Origin of the sequence: Nocardioides ochotonae (genome assembly GCF_011420305.2) — a bacterium.
In the GTDB taxonomy this organism is placed as follows: Bacteria; Actinomycetota; Actinomycetes; order Propionibacteriales; family Nocardioidaceae; genus Nocardioides; species Nocardioides ochotonae.
In genome coordinates this window covers 3,943,097-3,956,828 of record NZ_CP061769.1, presented here as the reverse complement: position 1 = coordinate 3,956,828, position 13,732 = coordinate 3,943,097, and the positions used below count along the sequence as shown (strand labels likewise).

Sequence of the window (13,732 nt, the reverse complement as noted above, 5' to 3'; positions counted from 1 at the left end):
GAGGGCGGGAGGTCGCGTCTGGGCGACACGAGCCAGCACACACTAGGGCTGCTGGCCGGGTGATGGTCGGGGAATCGGGGAACCGACCCCCACCGCTCGACGGGACCCGGGGGACCCCGGCGCGCCTACGCACTAGGCTCGGGCCAGACGTGCCCCGCCATCAGATCCACCGATCAGCTTTTTGCGAGGAGATCCTCAGATGCCCATCGCCAGCCCCGAGAAGTACGCCGAGATGCTGGACGCCGCGAAGGCCGGCGCCTTCGCGTTCCCCGCGATCAACGTGACCTCGTCGCAGACCCTCAACGCCGCCCTGCAGGGCTTCGCCGACGCCGGCTCCGACGGCATCATCCAGATCTCGACCGGTGGTGCGGACTACCTGTCCGGCCCGTCGATCAAGAACATGGTCACCGGCTCGGCCGCCTTCGCGGCGTACGCCGCCGAGGTCGCCAAGAACTACCCGGTCAACATCGCGCTGCACACCGACCACTGCCCCAAGGACAAGCTGGACGGCTTCGTGCGACCGCTGATCGAGCTCTCCGCCGAGCGCGTCGCGCGCGGTGAGAACCCGCTCTTCCAGTCCCACATGTGGGACGGCTCGGCCGTGCCGATGGAGGAGAACCTCGTCATCGCCGAGGAGCTGCTCGCCAAGTGCGCCGCGGCCAACATCATCCTCGAGATCGAGATCGGTGTCGTGGGCGGCGAGGAGGACGGCATCGTCGGCGCGATCGACGAGAAGCTCTACACCACCCCCGAGGACGCGCTGGCCACCGCGCGGGCGCTCGGCGTCGGCGAGAAGGGCCGCTACATGACGGCCCTGACCTTCGGCAACGTGCACGGCGTCTACAAGCCCGGCAACGTCAAGCTGCGCCCGGAGATCCTCAAGGCCGCCCAGGCCGCCGTCGCCGGCGAGCTCGGCCTCGCCGAGGACGCCAAGCCCTTCGACCTGGTCTTCCACGGTGGCTCGGGCTCGACCGCCCAGGAGATCTCCGACGCGGTCGACTACGGCGTCGTGAAGATGAACATCGACACCGACACCCAGTACGCCTTCACCCGCCCGGTCGCCGCGCACATGTTCACGAACTACGACGGCGTGCTGAAGGTCGACGGCGAGGTCGGCAACAAGAAGCTCTACGACCCCCGCGCCTGGGGCAAGGCCGCCGAGGCCGGCATGGCCGCCCGCATCGTCGAGGCCTGCCAGAACCTGCGCTCCGCGGGTCGCTCGATCGGCTGAGCTGGTCCCGCCCCGCCGCTTGTAACGCGGGGTTATTGACGCTGCACCCACCGCATACGGCGTGTGAAGCGTCAATAACCCCGCGTTACAGCTGTTTTCGGGCCCGCCCGCCGTGCTCCCGGGATGGGCCGCGAGCCGCTCACAGCCGCGCTGCCTGCGGGCCGCTTCACAGCCGCGGCGTACGACGGGGCACGGGGGAGCGCGGCGTACGACGGTTCGGGCATGCGCCCCGAGCTCGCCGCCCACGCCCGTCGCCAGTCCGGCCTGGTCCTGCGTCACCAGGCGGTGGCGGCCGACTACTCCGAGCGCGAGCTGCGCAGCCGGGTCGCGGCCCACGGGCCGTGGACGGTCGTACGCCGTGGGGTCTACGTGACCACCGAGCAGTGGGAGGCCGCCACGCAGGAGGATCGGTGGCGGCTGCGCGACCGCGCCGTCGACCTCACTACCGGCGTCGAGCACCTGATGAGCACCGACTCCGCGGCGCGCGCCCACGGGCTGCCGCTGCTGGCGCCGGCCCGGCCGCTCACCCATCTGGTGCGTCCGGGCGTCTTCGGGTCGCGCACCGAGCACGGTGTGAAGCACCACCTCGCCCGGCCGCTTCCCTCGCCCGCGTTAGAGGTGGACGGGATGCAGGTGACGGGGTTGGCGCGCACCGCCCTCGACCTGGCCCGGGAGCACGGGTTCGCCGCAGGGGTGTGCGCCTGCGACGCGGTGCTGCGCCGACGAGTGAGCAGCGGTGATCTGGCCGCCGAGCTGAAGCTGATGCGCTGCTGGCCGCACGTCACCCGAGCGCGCGCGGCCGCCGAGGCCGCCGACCCCGGTGCCGAGGGACCGGCCGAGAGCCTCGCCCGTCTGCTCGTGCTCGAGCTGGGTCTCGGTCCGGTGACGACCCAGTTCCCCGTGAGCACCGACCTCGGGCTGTTCTGGTGCGACCTGCAGATCGGCAACCACGTGGTCGAGTTCGACGGTCGGGTCAAGTACCGCCTGCGCGCCGACGGCGGCCTCGCCGCCCGCTCGGCCGAGGAGGTCGTGTGGGAGGAGAAGCGCCGCGAGCGCGCGATCGCCGCCGAGGGTCTCGGCGTCTCCCGGCTGATCTGGGAGGACCTGTGGGGCCGCGCCCGCGAGCGCGCACTGGTCCGCCTTTCCGGGGAGATCGCGGTCAGCCAGCGGCGGTACGGCGTGGCGCTTGCCCCGCACCTGCGCGCCATGGCGGCCCGGCTGGCCGGTGCGCGCGCGGCCCGGCTCGTGGAGCGTCGTTCCGCCTGAGGCGCCCGCGCCCCTCGCCGCCGATCCGCCCCCGCCGGCGGCGGCGTACTGGCCCCTGCGCCGCCCCGAGGCCGACTTCCCACGGACTGTGGACGCTTCCGCAGCGGTATACCGCGTGTGAAGCGACGATAACCCCGCGTTACAGGGGGTTGCGGGGCGCGCGCCACAATGGCGCCATGAGTCCCCTCGACCTGATGGCCCAGCCGCCCGCGACCCGCCTGCCCGAGGACCCCGCCGTGGCACTCCTCGAGGCCGGGCAGAGCCCCGCCGCGGTGGTGCGGGCGCTGCCGTCCTCGCCGTTCGCCTGGGCCGCGCTGGCCGACGAGGCGCGTGAGCAGGGCGCCGACGAGGTCACGCTCTACGCCTACGCCCGCGTCGGCTACCACCGCAGCCTCGACATGCTGCGCCGCAACGGCTGGAAGGGCCATGGCCCGGTGCCGTGGGACCACGCCCCGAACCGCGGCTTCCTGCGCTGCCTGGCCGCGCTCGCCCTGGCCGCCCGCGCGATCGGCGAGACCGACGAGTGGGAGCGCTGCTCGACGTTCCTGCGCGAGTCCAGCCCCGAGGCCTACGAGGCGCTGCTCGGCGCCTGACCCTCCGGGTGGCCCGGGCGTTCTCAGCCCGGGCGCCCCACGGCGCGCGCCACCCGCACCAGCTCGGCGGCGGCGCCGTCGGGGCGCCGCTCGCGCAGCCAGACCGCGCGTAGCTGACGGCCCAGCTCCAGGCCCTCGACCCCGACCACCACGAGGCGTCCGGTGGCGACGTCGGCGGCCACGGCCAGCTCGCTGAGCACCGCCGCCGCGCCGCCGGCGGCCGCCGCGGCCTTCACCGCCGCCGTGCTGGCCAGCTCGAGGCGCGCCTCCCCGAGCGCCACGCCCGCGTCGGCGAGCGCCCGGGCGAGGGTGTCGCGGGTGCCGGACCCCTCCTCGCGCAGCACCAGCTCGGCGCCCGCGAGCTCCGCCGGGCCCACCGGCGTACGCCGTCGCGCCCACGGGTGCGACGGGGCCACGACCACCACCAGCGAGTCGGTGGCCACCACGCTCGACGCCACCCCGGTCGGTACGCCGGGGGACTCCACGAAGCCCAGCGGCACCGTCCCGGCGCGCAGCAGCGCGAGGACCTCCACGGAGTTGCCCACCCGCAGGCTGACGTGCAGGTCCGGGCGCAGCGCCCCGAAGCGCGCGAGCCACGCCGGGGCGAGGTGCTCGGCGATGGTGAGGCTGGCGGCCACGGTCAGGTGCGCCGCGCGTTCGGCGGCCAGCGAGTGGGCGCCGAGCACCACCCGGTCGACCGCCTCCAGGGCCTCGCGCGCCCACGCGACGACCACCTCGCCCTCGGTGGTCAGCCGGGAGCCGCCGGGCGAGCGGACGACGAGGCCGAGGCCGAGCTGGCGCTCGAGGCGCTGCACGGCCCGGCTCGCGTTCGGCTGCGCCATCCCCAGGGCGCGGGCGGCGGCGCCGAGGGATCCGGTCTCGGCGACCCGGACCAGCAGATCGAGGACGACGAGGTCGGGACGACTCATGCGCTCAAGATATGACGACGCGCCTGCTCATATCAACCGCGCATGAGTCGCCAGCCGATTGACGGCTACCGCGGAGGTCGCTCCGGCGCGATCGTGGAAGCGTGCTCGTGAACCGCGTCCCTGGACTCCTCCTCGCCGCCGCCGGCGGCGCCGCCGCCCTGCTCGTGCACGCCCTGGTGCCCTACCTGGGCACCACCCTGGTCGCGATCGTGCTCGGGTTCGCCCTCGGCGCCGCCGGCCTCGTCCACGACCGGGTGCGCCCGGGCCTCGCCCTGGTCTCGCGCCATGTGCTGCGCGTCGGGGTGGCGCTGCTCGGCCTGGAGCTGGTGCTCGGAGACGTGCTCGACCTGGGCTGGGGGCTGCTGCTGGTGGTCGTCGCCGTGGTCGTGCTCGGCATCCTCGGCACTCTCGCCCTGGCCCGCCTCCTCGGCGTCCCGCGCGACCAAGGGCTGTTGGTCGCCTGTGGGTTCTCCATCTGCGGGGCCGCCGCGGTCGCCGCCGTCGAGGGCGTGCGCCGCACCCGCGAGGAGGACGTCGCCCGCGCGGTGTCCCTGGTCGTGGTCTTCGGCAGCATCGCGATGCTGGCGGTGCCCGCCCTGGGCGGCCTGCTCGGCCTCGGGGAGGTGGGCGCCGGCGCCTGGTCCGGCGCTGCGGTCCACGAGGTCGGTCAGGTGGTCGTCGCCGGCGGGCTGCTCGGTGGCGCCGCGCTCAAGGTCGCGGTCGTGGTCAAGCTGGCCCGGGTGCTGATGCTCGCCCCGGTGCTCGCGGTCGTCTCCTGGCACTCGCGCCGTGCGGCGGTGGCCACCGGACGTCGTCCGCCGCTGGTCCCGGCCTTCGTGCTGGCGTTCGTGGCGCTGGCCGTGGTCCGGTCGCTGTTCGACGTCCCCGCGGGGGTGCTGGACGTCGCGGGCGGCGTGCAGTCGGCCGCCCTCGCCGCGGCGATGTTCGCGCTCGGCTGCTCGGTGGACCCGCGGGCGCTGCGGCGCACCGGGCGCCCGCTGGTCCGCCTCGCCGCGGGCGCCACCGCGCTGGTGACGGTGGTGGCGCTGCCCGCGGCGTACCTCGTCTGAGGCTGCCCGTGGGGCTGCTCTGGGAGCAGCCCGGCCTCAGCCCGGCGTCAGCAGCGTGCGGATCCGCTCGGAGCCCAGCGCCTGGAACAGCGTGGGCAGCCGGGGACCGCGGTCGGCGTCGACCAGCAGGTTGTAGAGCAGCCGGAAGAACGCCTTCTGGTCCGCCTTCACCTCGTCGGTCGGGGCGTCGTCGAGGCCCAGGCCGCGCGCGAGCTTGGGCACGCCGTAGATCAGCGCGGTGACCTCGTCGCTGTCGGGGGAGTCCGGGAGTCGGTCGAGCAGCACGTCGATCCAGCGCTGCTCCTCGGGGGAGAGTGCGGCCAGGCGGGCGGTGTCGGGTGCGGCGCGCACGGTGGTGCGGTCCTCGGCCGGCACGAACTCCGCGGTCCAGGTCATCGCCTTGGACAGCCGCGGCTCGAGGTCGGCGACGCTGGCGTGGCTGTGGCCGACCTCGTTGACGATGCGGCTGATCTGCTCGGCGCTGCCCGCGGTCACGTCGGCGACCGAGGAGAGCAGACGGAAGGAGACCGGGGTCGCCGGCGCCGGCAGGGTGCCGGCGGTGGTGGTCGCCACCGCCCGCGAGTAGGCGAGCGTCTGGGCGTCGCGGCGCTCGGGGTCGGCGGCCTTGCGGGCCAGCGCGTCCCACTCGTCGTAGAGCCGCACCACCTCGGCGCCGAAGTCGACGTTGAAGGCCTGCTTGGGCTGGCGGCGCACGTAGAGCCAGCGCAGGATCGGCGCCTCGAGGATCCGCAGCGCGTCGGCCGCGGTCGGCACGCCGCCCTTGGACGAGGACATCTTCTGCAGACCGGCGAAGCCGACGAAGGCGTAGGCGGCGTAGGACGGTGCGCGGTGGTCGAAGATCCGCTTCACCAGCTCCTTGCCGACGGTGTACGACGACCCGGGGGTGGAGTGGTCGAGCCCGCCGGGCTCGAAGTCGACGCCCTCGAAGGCCCAGCGCATCGGCCAGTCGACCTTCCACACCAGCTTGCCCTCGTGCTGGGTCGCGACGTTGGTGACGCCGGCGAAGCCGCAGGAGGTGCAGGTGTAGCCCAGGTCGGTGGTCTCGTCGTCGTAGGAGGTGACCTCGACGGTGTCGCGGCCGCACTCGCGGCAGAACGGCTTGTAGGGGAAGCGCGCCAGCGAGCCGGCGGCGCCGGTCTCCTCGTCGGCGTCGTCGGCCACCGAGTCGGCGAGCGCCTCGGCCTCCTGGTCGCTCTCGGCGACCGGCTCCGCCTTCTTGGTGCGGTGCTTGGCCAGCACCTCCTCGATCGTGTCGCGGTGGCGCAGCGCGTGGAGCACCTGCTCGGTGTAGACGCCGGAGCGGTACTGCTCGGTCTGGTCGATCTCCACCATCTCCACGCCGAGCTCGGCGAGCGCGGCGCGCAGCGGGGCCTTGAAGTGCTCGGCCCACGAGGCGTGGCACTCCCACGGGTCCGGTACGGCGGAGAGCGGCCGGCCGATGTGCTCGGCCCACGACTCGGGCACCCCGGCCGGCACCTTGCGGAACCGGTCGAAGTCGTCCCAGCTGTGCAGGTGACGCACCTCGATGCCGCGGCGCCGGATCTCCTCGGTCACGAAGTGCGTGGTGAGGAACTCGCGCAGGTTGCCCAGGTGGATCGGCCCCGACGGGCTGGCGCCGGAGGCGCAGGTGATGACGCGGTCCTCACCGCCGTTCTCGCGGGCGTGCCGGATGGCGTCATCGGCGGCCCGGGTCACCCAGTCGACGGGGTCGCCGGTCTTGTTGCCTCGGGCCATGGCGCTGCGTTCTCCTGTGCGTGCGGGGGTGGGACTCGACCCGCCACGCTACCGCGTGAGCGCGGCTCGGCCTCAGCCGCGCGGCATCATCATCGCGTACGCCGCGGGCTCGACGTGCCAGGTGCGCGAGCGCTCCGGGCCGTAGATCTCCCCGTCGGCGCTGCACCAGAAGCTCTCGCCGCTGACCGAGACCGAGGATCCGCGCAGGTGCAGCACGTCCTCGCGCTCGGTGTGCCGCCCGCGCATCAGCCCCAGGACGTAGCCCACCCGGGCCAGCGGGCCGGTCGCCAGCGAGACCACGACGTCGACGCGGCCGTCGTCGGCCTCGGCGTCGGGGTTGAGCACGGTGCCGGCGCCGACGTGGCTGCCGTTGCCGACCGCGACCATCAGCACCGGGCGGTCCCAGTCGCAGACCAGCTCGCCGTCGACCTCGACGCGCAGGCGCACGAACGGCGGGCGGACCGAGGCCAGTGCCGCGCCGATCGGGTAGCCGAGCCGGCCGAGGTTGACCTTGCCCACGCCGACCTTGCCCAGCCGCGACTTCCAGCGGGCCCCGCGGCGGCTGGCCTGGGCGCCGGCGCCGGCATGCACGTTGTTGACGACCACCTGGCCGACCTCGTCGAGCAGCACGTCCATCCGGCGTACCTCGCCGTCGATGATCACGCGGGCGGCCTTCTCGACGTCGAGGGGGATGTCGTTGCCGCGGGCGAAGTCGTTGCCGGTGCCGAGGGGCAGCAGGCCCAGGACCGCCTCGTGCAGGTCGTTGCGCCGGTGCAGCGCGGCCACGACGGCGTGCAGGCTGCCGTCCCCGCCGGCCACGACGATGCGCCGTGACCCGGCCCGGGTGAGCGCCCCGTCCAGCTCCCCGGGGTTGGAGGTGGTCTGGACCTCCACCGAGGCGTGCTCGCGCAGGATCGCCAGCGCGAGCTCGAGGGTCTCCTCCTCGAGGCTGCCGGCGTCGCTGTTCTTGATCACCAGGATCGGGTCCACGTCGCGGACACTATCCCGCGCCTCGGCGAGGACGGGCCCTCGTTGCCGCAGTTTGCTAGCATCGCGTCGCAAGAGCCCCGATGCACTTGTCGTCGGGGCCCGTTGCATTTCTCTGCAACCTACGATGAGGGGACCCTCATGCCCGCTGTTGTCGTGCTCGGAGCCCAATGGGGTGACGAGGGCAAGGGCAAGGCGACCGACCTGCTGGCGACGACCGACCCCATCGACTTCGTCGTCCGCACCTCCGGTGGTCACAACGCCGGCCACACGATCGTGGTCAACGGCGAGAAGTTCGCCACCCACCTGCTGCCCAGCGGGATCCTGACGCCCGGCGCGACCAGCGTCATCGCCAACGGCGTCGTGGTCTCGCCCGAGGCGCTGTTCCGCGAGCTCGATGGGCTCATCGAGCGCGGGGTCGAGGTCGCTGACCTGGTCGTGTCGGCCAATGCCCACGTCATCGCCTCCTACCACTCGGTGATCGACAAGGTCACCGAGCGGTTCCTGGGCAAGAACCAGATCGGGACGACCGGGCGCGGCATCGGCCCGGCGTACTCCGACAAGGTCGGCCGCATCGGCATCCGCGTCGCCGACCTGTTCGACGAGGGCATCCTGCGCGAGAAGCTCGAGGCTGCCCTGGACGTGCGCAACCACCTGCTCACCAAGATCTACAACCGTCGCGCCATCGAGGTCGACACGGTGCTCGAGGAGCTGCTCTCCTACACCGACCGGCTGCGTCCGATGGTCGCCGACACCTCGCTGCTGCTCAACAACGCCCTCGACGAGGGCAGGACGGTGCTGTTCGAGGGTGCCCAGGCCACGATGCTCGACGTCGACCACGGCACCTACCCGTTCGTGACCAGCAGCAACCCGGTCGCCGGCGGCGTGTGCGTGGGCTCGGGCGTCGGCCCGACCCGCATCGACCGGGTGATCGGCGTGATCAAGGCCTACACCACCCGCGTCGGCTCGGGTCCGTTCCCGACCGAGCTCTTCGACGAGGACGGCCTGGAGCTGCAGCGCATCGGCGGCGAGATCGGCGTCTCGACCGGCCGCACCCGTCGCTGCGGCTGGTACGACGCCGTGGTCGCGCGCTACGCCGCCCGGGTCAACGGCCTCACCGAGTTCTTCCTCACCAAGCTCGACGTCCTCGACAGCTGGGAGCGGATCCCGGTCTGCGTGGCCTACGAGGTCGACGGGAAGCGGGTCGAGGAGATGCCGATGACCCAGACCGAGTTCCACCACGCCACGCCGATCTATGAGTACTTCGAGGGCTGGAAGACCGACATCTCGGGCTGCCGCACCTTCGAGGACCTCCCGGCCAACGCCCAGACCTACGTCCGGGCGCTGGAGTCGATCTCCGGGGCCAAGATCTGGGGCGTGGGCGTCGGACCCGGCCGCGAGCAGACCATCGTCGTCAACGGCTGACCTGCCGAAATCTCCCGACCCGGCCCCCAGCGGGCCGGGCCCGCACCTCGCGACAAGGACCCCACGTGACGACCTCCCTGCGCTGCCTCGTGATCGGCACCGGCGGGCGCGAGCACGCCCTGGCGCTCGCCCTCTCCCGTGACCCCGGCGTCGCCGAGGTGCACGCCGCGCCCGGCAACCCCGGCATCGGCGAGGTGGCGACGCTGCACGACGTCGACGCGATGGACCCGGAGGCGGTGGCCGCGCTGGCCATCGCCATCGACGCCGACCTGGTCGTCGTCGGGCCGGAGGCCCCGCTCGTGGCGGGCGTCGCCGACGCGGTGCGTGCCGCCGGCATCGCCTGCTTCGGCCCGTCGCGCGAGGCGGCCCGCCTCGAGGGATCCAAGGCGTTCTCCAAGGAGGTCATGGCGGCGGCGGGCGTGCCGACCGCCCGCTCCGCCACCTGCGACACCCCCGCGGAGGTGGCGGCCGCGCTGGATGCCTACGGCGCGCCGTACGTCGTGAAGGACGACGCGCTCGCCGCCGGCAAGGGCGTCGTGGTGACCACCGACCGCGACGAGGCGCTCGCCCACGCCGCCGGGTGTGGGCGCGTGGTGGTCGAGGAGTTCCTCGACGGCCCGGAGGTGTCGCTGTTCGCGGTCTGCGACGGCACCACGACCTACCCGCTGCAGCCGGCGCAGGACTTCAAGCGGATCTTCGACGGCGGCCGCGGCCCCAACACCGGCGGCATGGGCTCCTACACGCCGCTGACCTGGGCGCCCGCCGACCTGGCGAGCACCGTGGTCGAGACGGTGGTGCAGCCGACGCTGGCGGAGATGGTCCGCCGCGGGGCGCCGTTCGTGGGCTGCCTCTACGTCGGTCTCGCGCTGACCGCAGCCGGCCCGCGGGTCATCGAGTTCAACGTCCGCTTCGGCGACCCCGACATCCAGCCGGTGCTGGCGGTGCTGGACACCCCGCTGGGCGGGCTGCTGCTCGCCGCCGCCGAAGGCCGTCTGGCTGAGGTGGAGGCCCCGCGCTTCCGCGACGAGGCGGCCGTGAGCGTGGTGCTGGCCTCGGCCGGCTACCCCGAGTCCTCCTCGAAGGGCGACGTGATCGACGGGGTCTCCCATGCCGACGCGGAGCCGGACATCGACGTCATCCACGCCGGCACCGCGCTGGTGGACGAGGAGCTGGTCACCGCCGGCGGGCGGGTGCTCGCCGTGCGTGCCACCGGCGCCGACGTGGCCGACGCGCGGGCCCGCGCCTACGCGGCCGCCGAGAAGATCTCGTTCGAGGGCCTCCAGTGCCGCTCGGACATCGCAGCCGAACCCCTGGGCGTCGTCGAAGGCGCCTCCGTCAAGGAGTCCTGATGAGCGTCCCCAACGTGCTGGCCACCCGCTACGCGAGCGCCGAGCTGGCCCGGATCTGGTCGCCCGAGCACAAGATCGTGCTGGAGCGCCAGCTGTGGGTGGCGGTGCTGAGGGCCCAGCGCGACCTCGGCATCGAGGTCCCCGACGGTGTGATCGAGGCCTACCAGGCCGTCGTCGACCGCGGCGAGGCCGGCGTCGACCTGGCCTCGATCGCGGCCCGTGAGCGGGTCACCCGCCACGACGTGAAGGCCCGCATCGAGGAGTTCTGCGACCTCGCCGGGCACGAGCACATCCACAAGGGCATGACCTCGCGCGACCTCACCGAGAACGTCGAGCAGCTCCAGGTCCGCCAGTCGCTCGCCCTGGTGCGCGACCGTGCGGTGGCCGCGCTGGTGCGCCTCGGCCGGCTCGCCGCCGAGCACGAGGTCACCGTGATGGCCGGGCGCAGCCACAACGTGGCGGCGCAGGCGACCACGCTGGGCAAGCGCTTCGCGACCGCCGCCGACGAGCTGATGGTCGGCATCGAGCGGGTCGAGGACCTGCTGGGCCGCTACCCGCTGCGCGGCATCAAGGGCCCGATGGGCACCGCCCAGGACATGCTCGACCTGCTCGACGGCGACGAGGCCCGCCTCGCCGACCTCGAGGGACGGGTCGCTGCCCACCTCGGCTTCGACCGGGTGTTCACCAGCGTCGGGCAGGTCTACCCGCGCTCGCTCGACTACGACGTGGTCACCTCGCTGGCCCAGCTGGTGGCGGCGCCCTCCAACCTGGCCACCACGGTGCGCCTGATGGCCGGCAACGAGATCGTCACCGAGGGCTTCAAGGAGGGGCAGGTCGGCTCCTCGGCGATGCCGCACAAGATGAACAGCCGCTCCTGCGAGCGCGTCAACGGCCTCGCCGTCGTGCTGCGCGGCCACGTCTCGATGATCGGCGAGCTCGCCGGGGACCAGTGGAACGAGGGCGACGTCTCCGACTCCGTGGTGCGCCGCGTGGCGCTGCCGGACGCGTTCTTCGCCGCCGACGGGCTGTTCCAGACCTTCCTCACCGTGCTCGACGAGTTCGGTGCCTTCCCGGCCGTCATCCAGCGCGAGCTGGACCGCTACCTGCCGTTCCTGGCCACCACCAAGGTGCTGATGGCAGCGGTGCGCAACGGCGTGGGCCGCGAGGCCGCCCACGAGGCGATCAAGGAAGCCGCCGTCGGCACCGCGCTCGACATGCGCCGCGGACAGGCCCACAACGACGTCTTCGACAAGCTCGCCGCCGACCCCCGCCTGGGCCTCGACGCCGCGCAGCTGGCCTCGCTGGTCGCCGAGCCGATCACCTTCACCGGCGCCGCGGTGGCGCAGGTGCAGGAGGTCGTGCGCCGGGTCGGCGAGATCGCCGCGCGTCACCCCGACGCCGCGGCGTACGTGCCGGGCGAGATCCTCTGAGGTAGCCCGCGGCGGGGCTGACCGCCCCGCCACGACGACACGCGTCAGCGCGTGGAGCCGCAACGCTCGGTCCCGTGCCGGACATGGTGGGGACATGAGCCAGTTCCCCGAGGGACGTGAACAGGAGTTCCGCCGGCTGTACGCCGCGTACTTCGACGCCGTGCTCGGCTACGCCCTGCGGCGCACCGACCGCCCGGAGGACGCCGCCGACGTCACCGCGGAGACCTTCCTGGTCGCGTGGCGACGGCTCGCGCACGTGCCGCCGGGGGAGGAGGCCCGGCCCTGGCTCTATGGCGTCGCGCGCCGGACCCTGGCCAACCACCGCCGCGGGGAGCACCGCCGCAGCGACCTCGGCGCGCGCCTGCGCCGGGAGTTGCCCGCTGCCCTCCCGGACCCGTCCGCCGACGTCGTCCAGCGCGCCGACGTCACCGAGGCCATGCGCCGGCTGAGCGGCCGGGACCAGGAGGTGCTCGAGCTGCACCTGTGGGAGGGGCTCCAGCCGCGGGAGATCGCCGAGGTTCTGGGGCTGACCACGGTAGTGGTCCGCCCGCGCCTCTCCCGGGCCCGGGCCCGGCTGCGCGAGGCGCTCGGCAACGATCCGGAGCCGGCCGGACACCACCACTCCACAGACCTGCTCGCCGCCCAGGAGGAGACGCCGTGAACCCCAAGCTGACCGACGAGGCCGTGGCCTCGCTGCCGCTGTCCCGCGGACGCGCCGACCTCCTGGAGGAGATCGTGAGCACGCCGCTCCGCGAGCGCACCGAGCCGTCCGTCGTCCGCGCGCGCCGCACCCGCTGGGTCGCGCCGCTGGTCGCCGCCACCGTGGCGGCGCTGGCGCTCGTCCCGCTGTGGTGGGGCGGGGGCGGCGACGGCACCGGCGGTCTGGCCGGGACGGCCGCCGGGCAGCGGACCGGCCACGAGCCCGTCGCCGCGGAGTCCTACCGGGTGGTCCTCGACGCCCCGGGCTGGACCCTGGTCACCTCGGCCGTCGAGGAGGCCAGCGCGGAGCTGACCTACGAGCGCGGCACGCAGGTGGTCTCGGTGATGTGGGGCGAGGCCGACTCCTACGAGGACTACCTCTTCGACCGCGAGCACATCACCGACCCGCGCTCGCCCGGCGAGCCGATCGTGGTGCTCGGCCTGGAGTCCCGGCTGTGGGCCTACGGCGCCACCGACCACACGGTGCTGCGGCCGGTGCAGCACGGGCACTGGGCGGAGGTCCGCGGCAGCGGGATGGACCGCGAGGTCTACGAGGGCCTGCTCACCCGGCTGCGGCAGGTCGACCTGGCCGGCTTCGAGGCGGTGCTGAGCGGAGAGGCCGTGACCAGCGCCGAGCGTGCCGAGGCGATCGCGGAGATCCTCGACGCGATCCGCTCCGTGGCTGACCCCGCCCTGCCGCCCGGCCTCGACCCCGCGTCGATCACCTCGGAGCAGGTCGACCCCTACCACCTCGGTGTCGACGTCGCCGGTGCCGTGGCCTGCGCCTGGCTCGGGGAGTACCGCGCCGCACGGCGGGCCGGCCAGGACGAGCGGGCGGCCACCGCGGTGACCGCGCTGGGCACCTCCCGCGACTGGCCGGTGCTGGTGGAGATGCGCGACGAGGGGGACTACGCCGAGGTGGTCTGGCAGTTCGCCGACGACGTCGCCGAGGGTCGCCTCCCGCGCTACCGCGAGGCGCTGGGCTGCCCGCGCTGAGG

At 73.7% G+C, this 13,732-nt stretch carries 12 protein-coding genes; 9 read left to right on the top strand and 3 right to left on the bottom strand.

Annotated features, from left to right (window positions below):
• Positions 1-199 precede the first annotated feature (199 nt).
• From fbaA to HBO46_RS18955, 3 genes are all read left to right on the top strand, one after another.
• On the top strand, positions 200-1,231 hold the full coding sequence (gene fbaA / locus HBO46_RS18965; RefSeq protein WP_166134494.1) for a class II fructose-bisphosphate aldolase: 1,032 nt from the start codon (positions 200-202) through the stop codon (positions 1,229-1,231).
• A 123-nt stretch (positions 1,232-1,354) separates the two neighbouring features.
• Complete coding sequence (locus tag HBO46_RS18960) at positions 1,355-2,497, top strand: hypothetical protein (protein WP_191480174.1); 1,143 nt, start codon at positions 1,355-1,357, stop codon at positions 2,495-2,497.
• A gap of 176 nt (positions 2,498-2,673) precedes the next feature.
• Complete coding sequence (locus HBO46_RS18955; RefSeq protein ID WP_166134490.1) at positions 2,674-3,090, top strand: DUF3151 domain-containing protein; 417 nt, start codon at positions 2,674-2,676, stop codon at positions 3,088-3,090.
• Positions 3,091-3,113: 23 nt separating this feature from the next.
• Here HBO46_RS18955 and HBO46_RS18950 read toward each other — a convergent pair whose 3' ends face one another.
• Positions 3,114-4,019: a LysR family transcriptional regulator gene (locus tag HBO46_RS18950; protein ID WP_166134488.1), complete on the bottom strand. Its 906-nt coding sequence runs from the start codon at positions 4,017-4,019 to the stop codon at positions 3,114-3,116.
• A gap of 101 nt (positions 4,020-4,120) precedes the next feature.
• Between HBO46_RS18950 and HBO46_RS18945 the strand changes: the two genes are divergently transcribed.
• Complete coding sequence (locus tag HBO46_RS18945; RefSeq protein WP_166134486.1) at positions 4,121-5,089, top strand: YeiH family protein; 969 nt, start codon at positions 4,121-4,123, stop codon at positions 5,087-5,089.
• Positions 5,090-5,125: 36 nt separating this feature from the next.
• Here HBO46_RS18945 and lysS read toward each other — a convergent pair whose 3' ends face one another.
• Positions 5,126-6,844 (bottom strand): lysine--tRNA ligase, encoded by a 1,719-nt coding sequence (gene lysS / locus HBO46_RS18940; protein ID WP_166134484.1) that lies wholly within the window; start codon positions 6,842-6,844, stop codon positions 5,126-5,128.
• Positions 6,845-6,916: 72 nt separating this feature from the next.
• Positions 6,917-7,834 carry a diacylglycerol/lipid kinase family protein gene (locus tag HBO46_RS18935; protein WP_224769242.1) on the bottom strand — a complete coding sequence of 306 codons (918 nt, stop codon included), beginning with the start codon at positions 7,832-7,834 and terminating at the stop codon, positions 6,917-6,919.
• A 138-nt stretch (positions 7,835-7,972) separates the two neighbouring features.
• Between HBO46_RS18935 and HBO46_RS18930 the strand changes: the two genes are divergently transcribed.
• The 5 genes from HBO46_RS18930 (at position 7,973) to HBO46_RS18910 (ending at position 13,730) form a co-directional block, all read left to right on the top strand.
• On the top strand, positions 7,973-9,256 hold the full coding sequence (locus HBO46_RS18930; RefSeq protein WP_166134482.1) for an adenylosuccinate synthase: 1,284 nt from the start codon (positions 7,973-7,975) through the stop codon (positions 9,254-9,256).
• A 77-nt stretch (positions 9,257-9,333) separates the two neighbouring features.
• Positions 9,334-10,605: a phosphoribosylamine--glycine ligase gene (gene purD / locus HBO46_RS18925; protein ID WP_166136153.1), complete on the top strand. Its 1,272-nt coding sequence runs from the start codon at positions 9,334-9,336 to the stop codon at positions 10,603-10,605.
• Complete coding sequence (gene purB, locus HBO46_RS18920) at positions 10,605-12,035, top strand: adenylosuccinate lyase (protein WP_166134480.1); 1,431 nt, start codon at positions 10,605-10,607, stop codon at positions 12,033-12,035. Before purD ends, purB begins: the two co-directional genes overlap by 1 nt.
• A gap of 94 nt (positions 12,036-12,129) precedes the next feature.
• Positions 12,130-12,696 carry an RNA polymerase sigma factor gene (locus HBO46_RS18915; protein WP_153325248.1) on the top strand — a complete coding sequence of 189 codons (567 nt, stop codon included), beginning with the start codon at positions 12,130-12,132 and terminating at the stop codon, positions 12,694-12,696.
• Positions 12,693-13,730, top strand: a complete 1,038-nt coding sequence (locus HBO46_RS18910; protein WP_166134478.1) for a hypothetical protein — start codon at positions 12,693-12,695, stop codon at positions 13,728-13,730. Before HBO46_RS18915 ends, HBO46_RS18910 begins: the two co-directional genes overlap by 4 nt.
• Positions 13,731-13,732 lie beyond the last annotated feature (2 nt).

Excerpts from the sequence above, each read along its gene's own strand:
- fbaA (WP_166134494.1), top strand. The coding sequence starts at position 200 with ATGCCCATCGCCAGCCCCGAGAAGTACGCCGAGATGCTGGACGCCGCG.
- HBO46_RS18960 (WP_191480174.1), top strand. The coding sequence starts at position 1,355 with ATGGGCCGCGAGCCGCTCACAGCCGCGCTGCCTGCGGGCCGCTTCACA.
- HBO46_RS18955 (WP_166134490.1), top strand. The coding sequence starts at position 2,674 with ATGAGTCCCCTCGACCTGATGGCCCAGCCGCCCGCGACCCGCCTGCCC.
- HBO46_RS18950 (WP_166134488.1), bottom strand. The coding sequence starts at position 4,019 with ATGAGTCGTCCCGACCTCGTCGTCCTCGATCTGCTGGTCCGGGTCGCC.
- lysS (WP_166134484.1), bottom strand. The coding sequence starts at position 6,844 with ATGGCCCGAGGCAACAAGACCGGCGACCCCGTCGACTGGGTGACCCGG.
- HBO46_RS18930 (WP_166134482.1), top strand. The coding sequence starts at position 7,973 with ATGCCCGCTGTTGTCGTGCTCGGAGCCCAATGGGGTGACGAGGGCAAG.
- purB (WP_166134480.1), top strand. The coding sequence starts at position 10,605 with ATGAGCGTCCCCAACGTGCTGGCCACCCGCTACGCGAGCGCCGAGCTG.
- HBO46_RS18915 (WP_153325248.1), top strand. The coding sequence starts at position 12,130 with ATGAGCCAGTTCCCCGAGGGACGTGAACAGGAGTTCCGCCGGCTGTAC.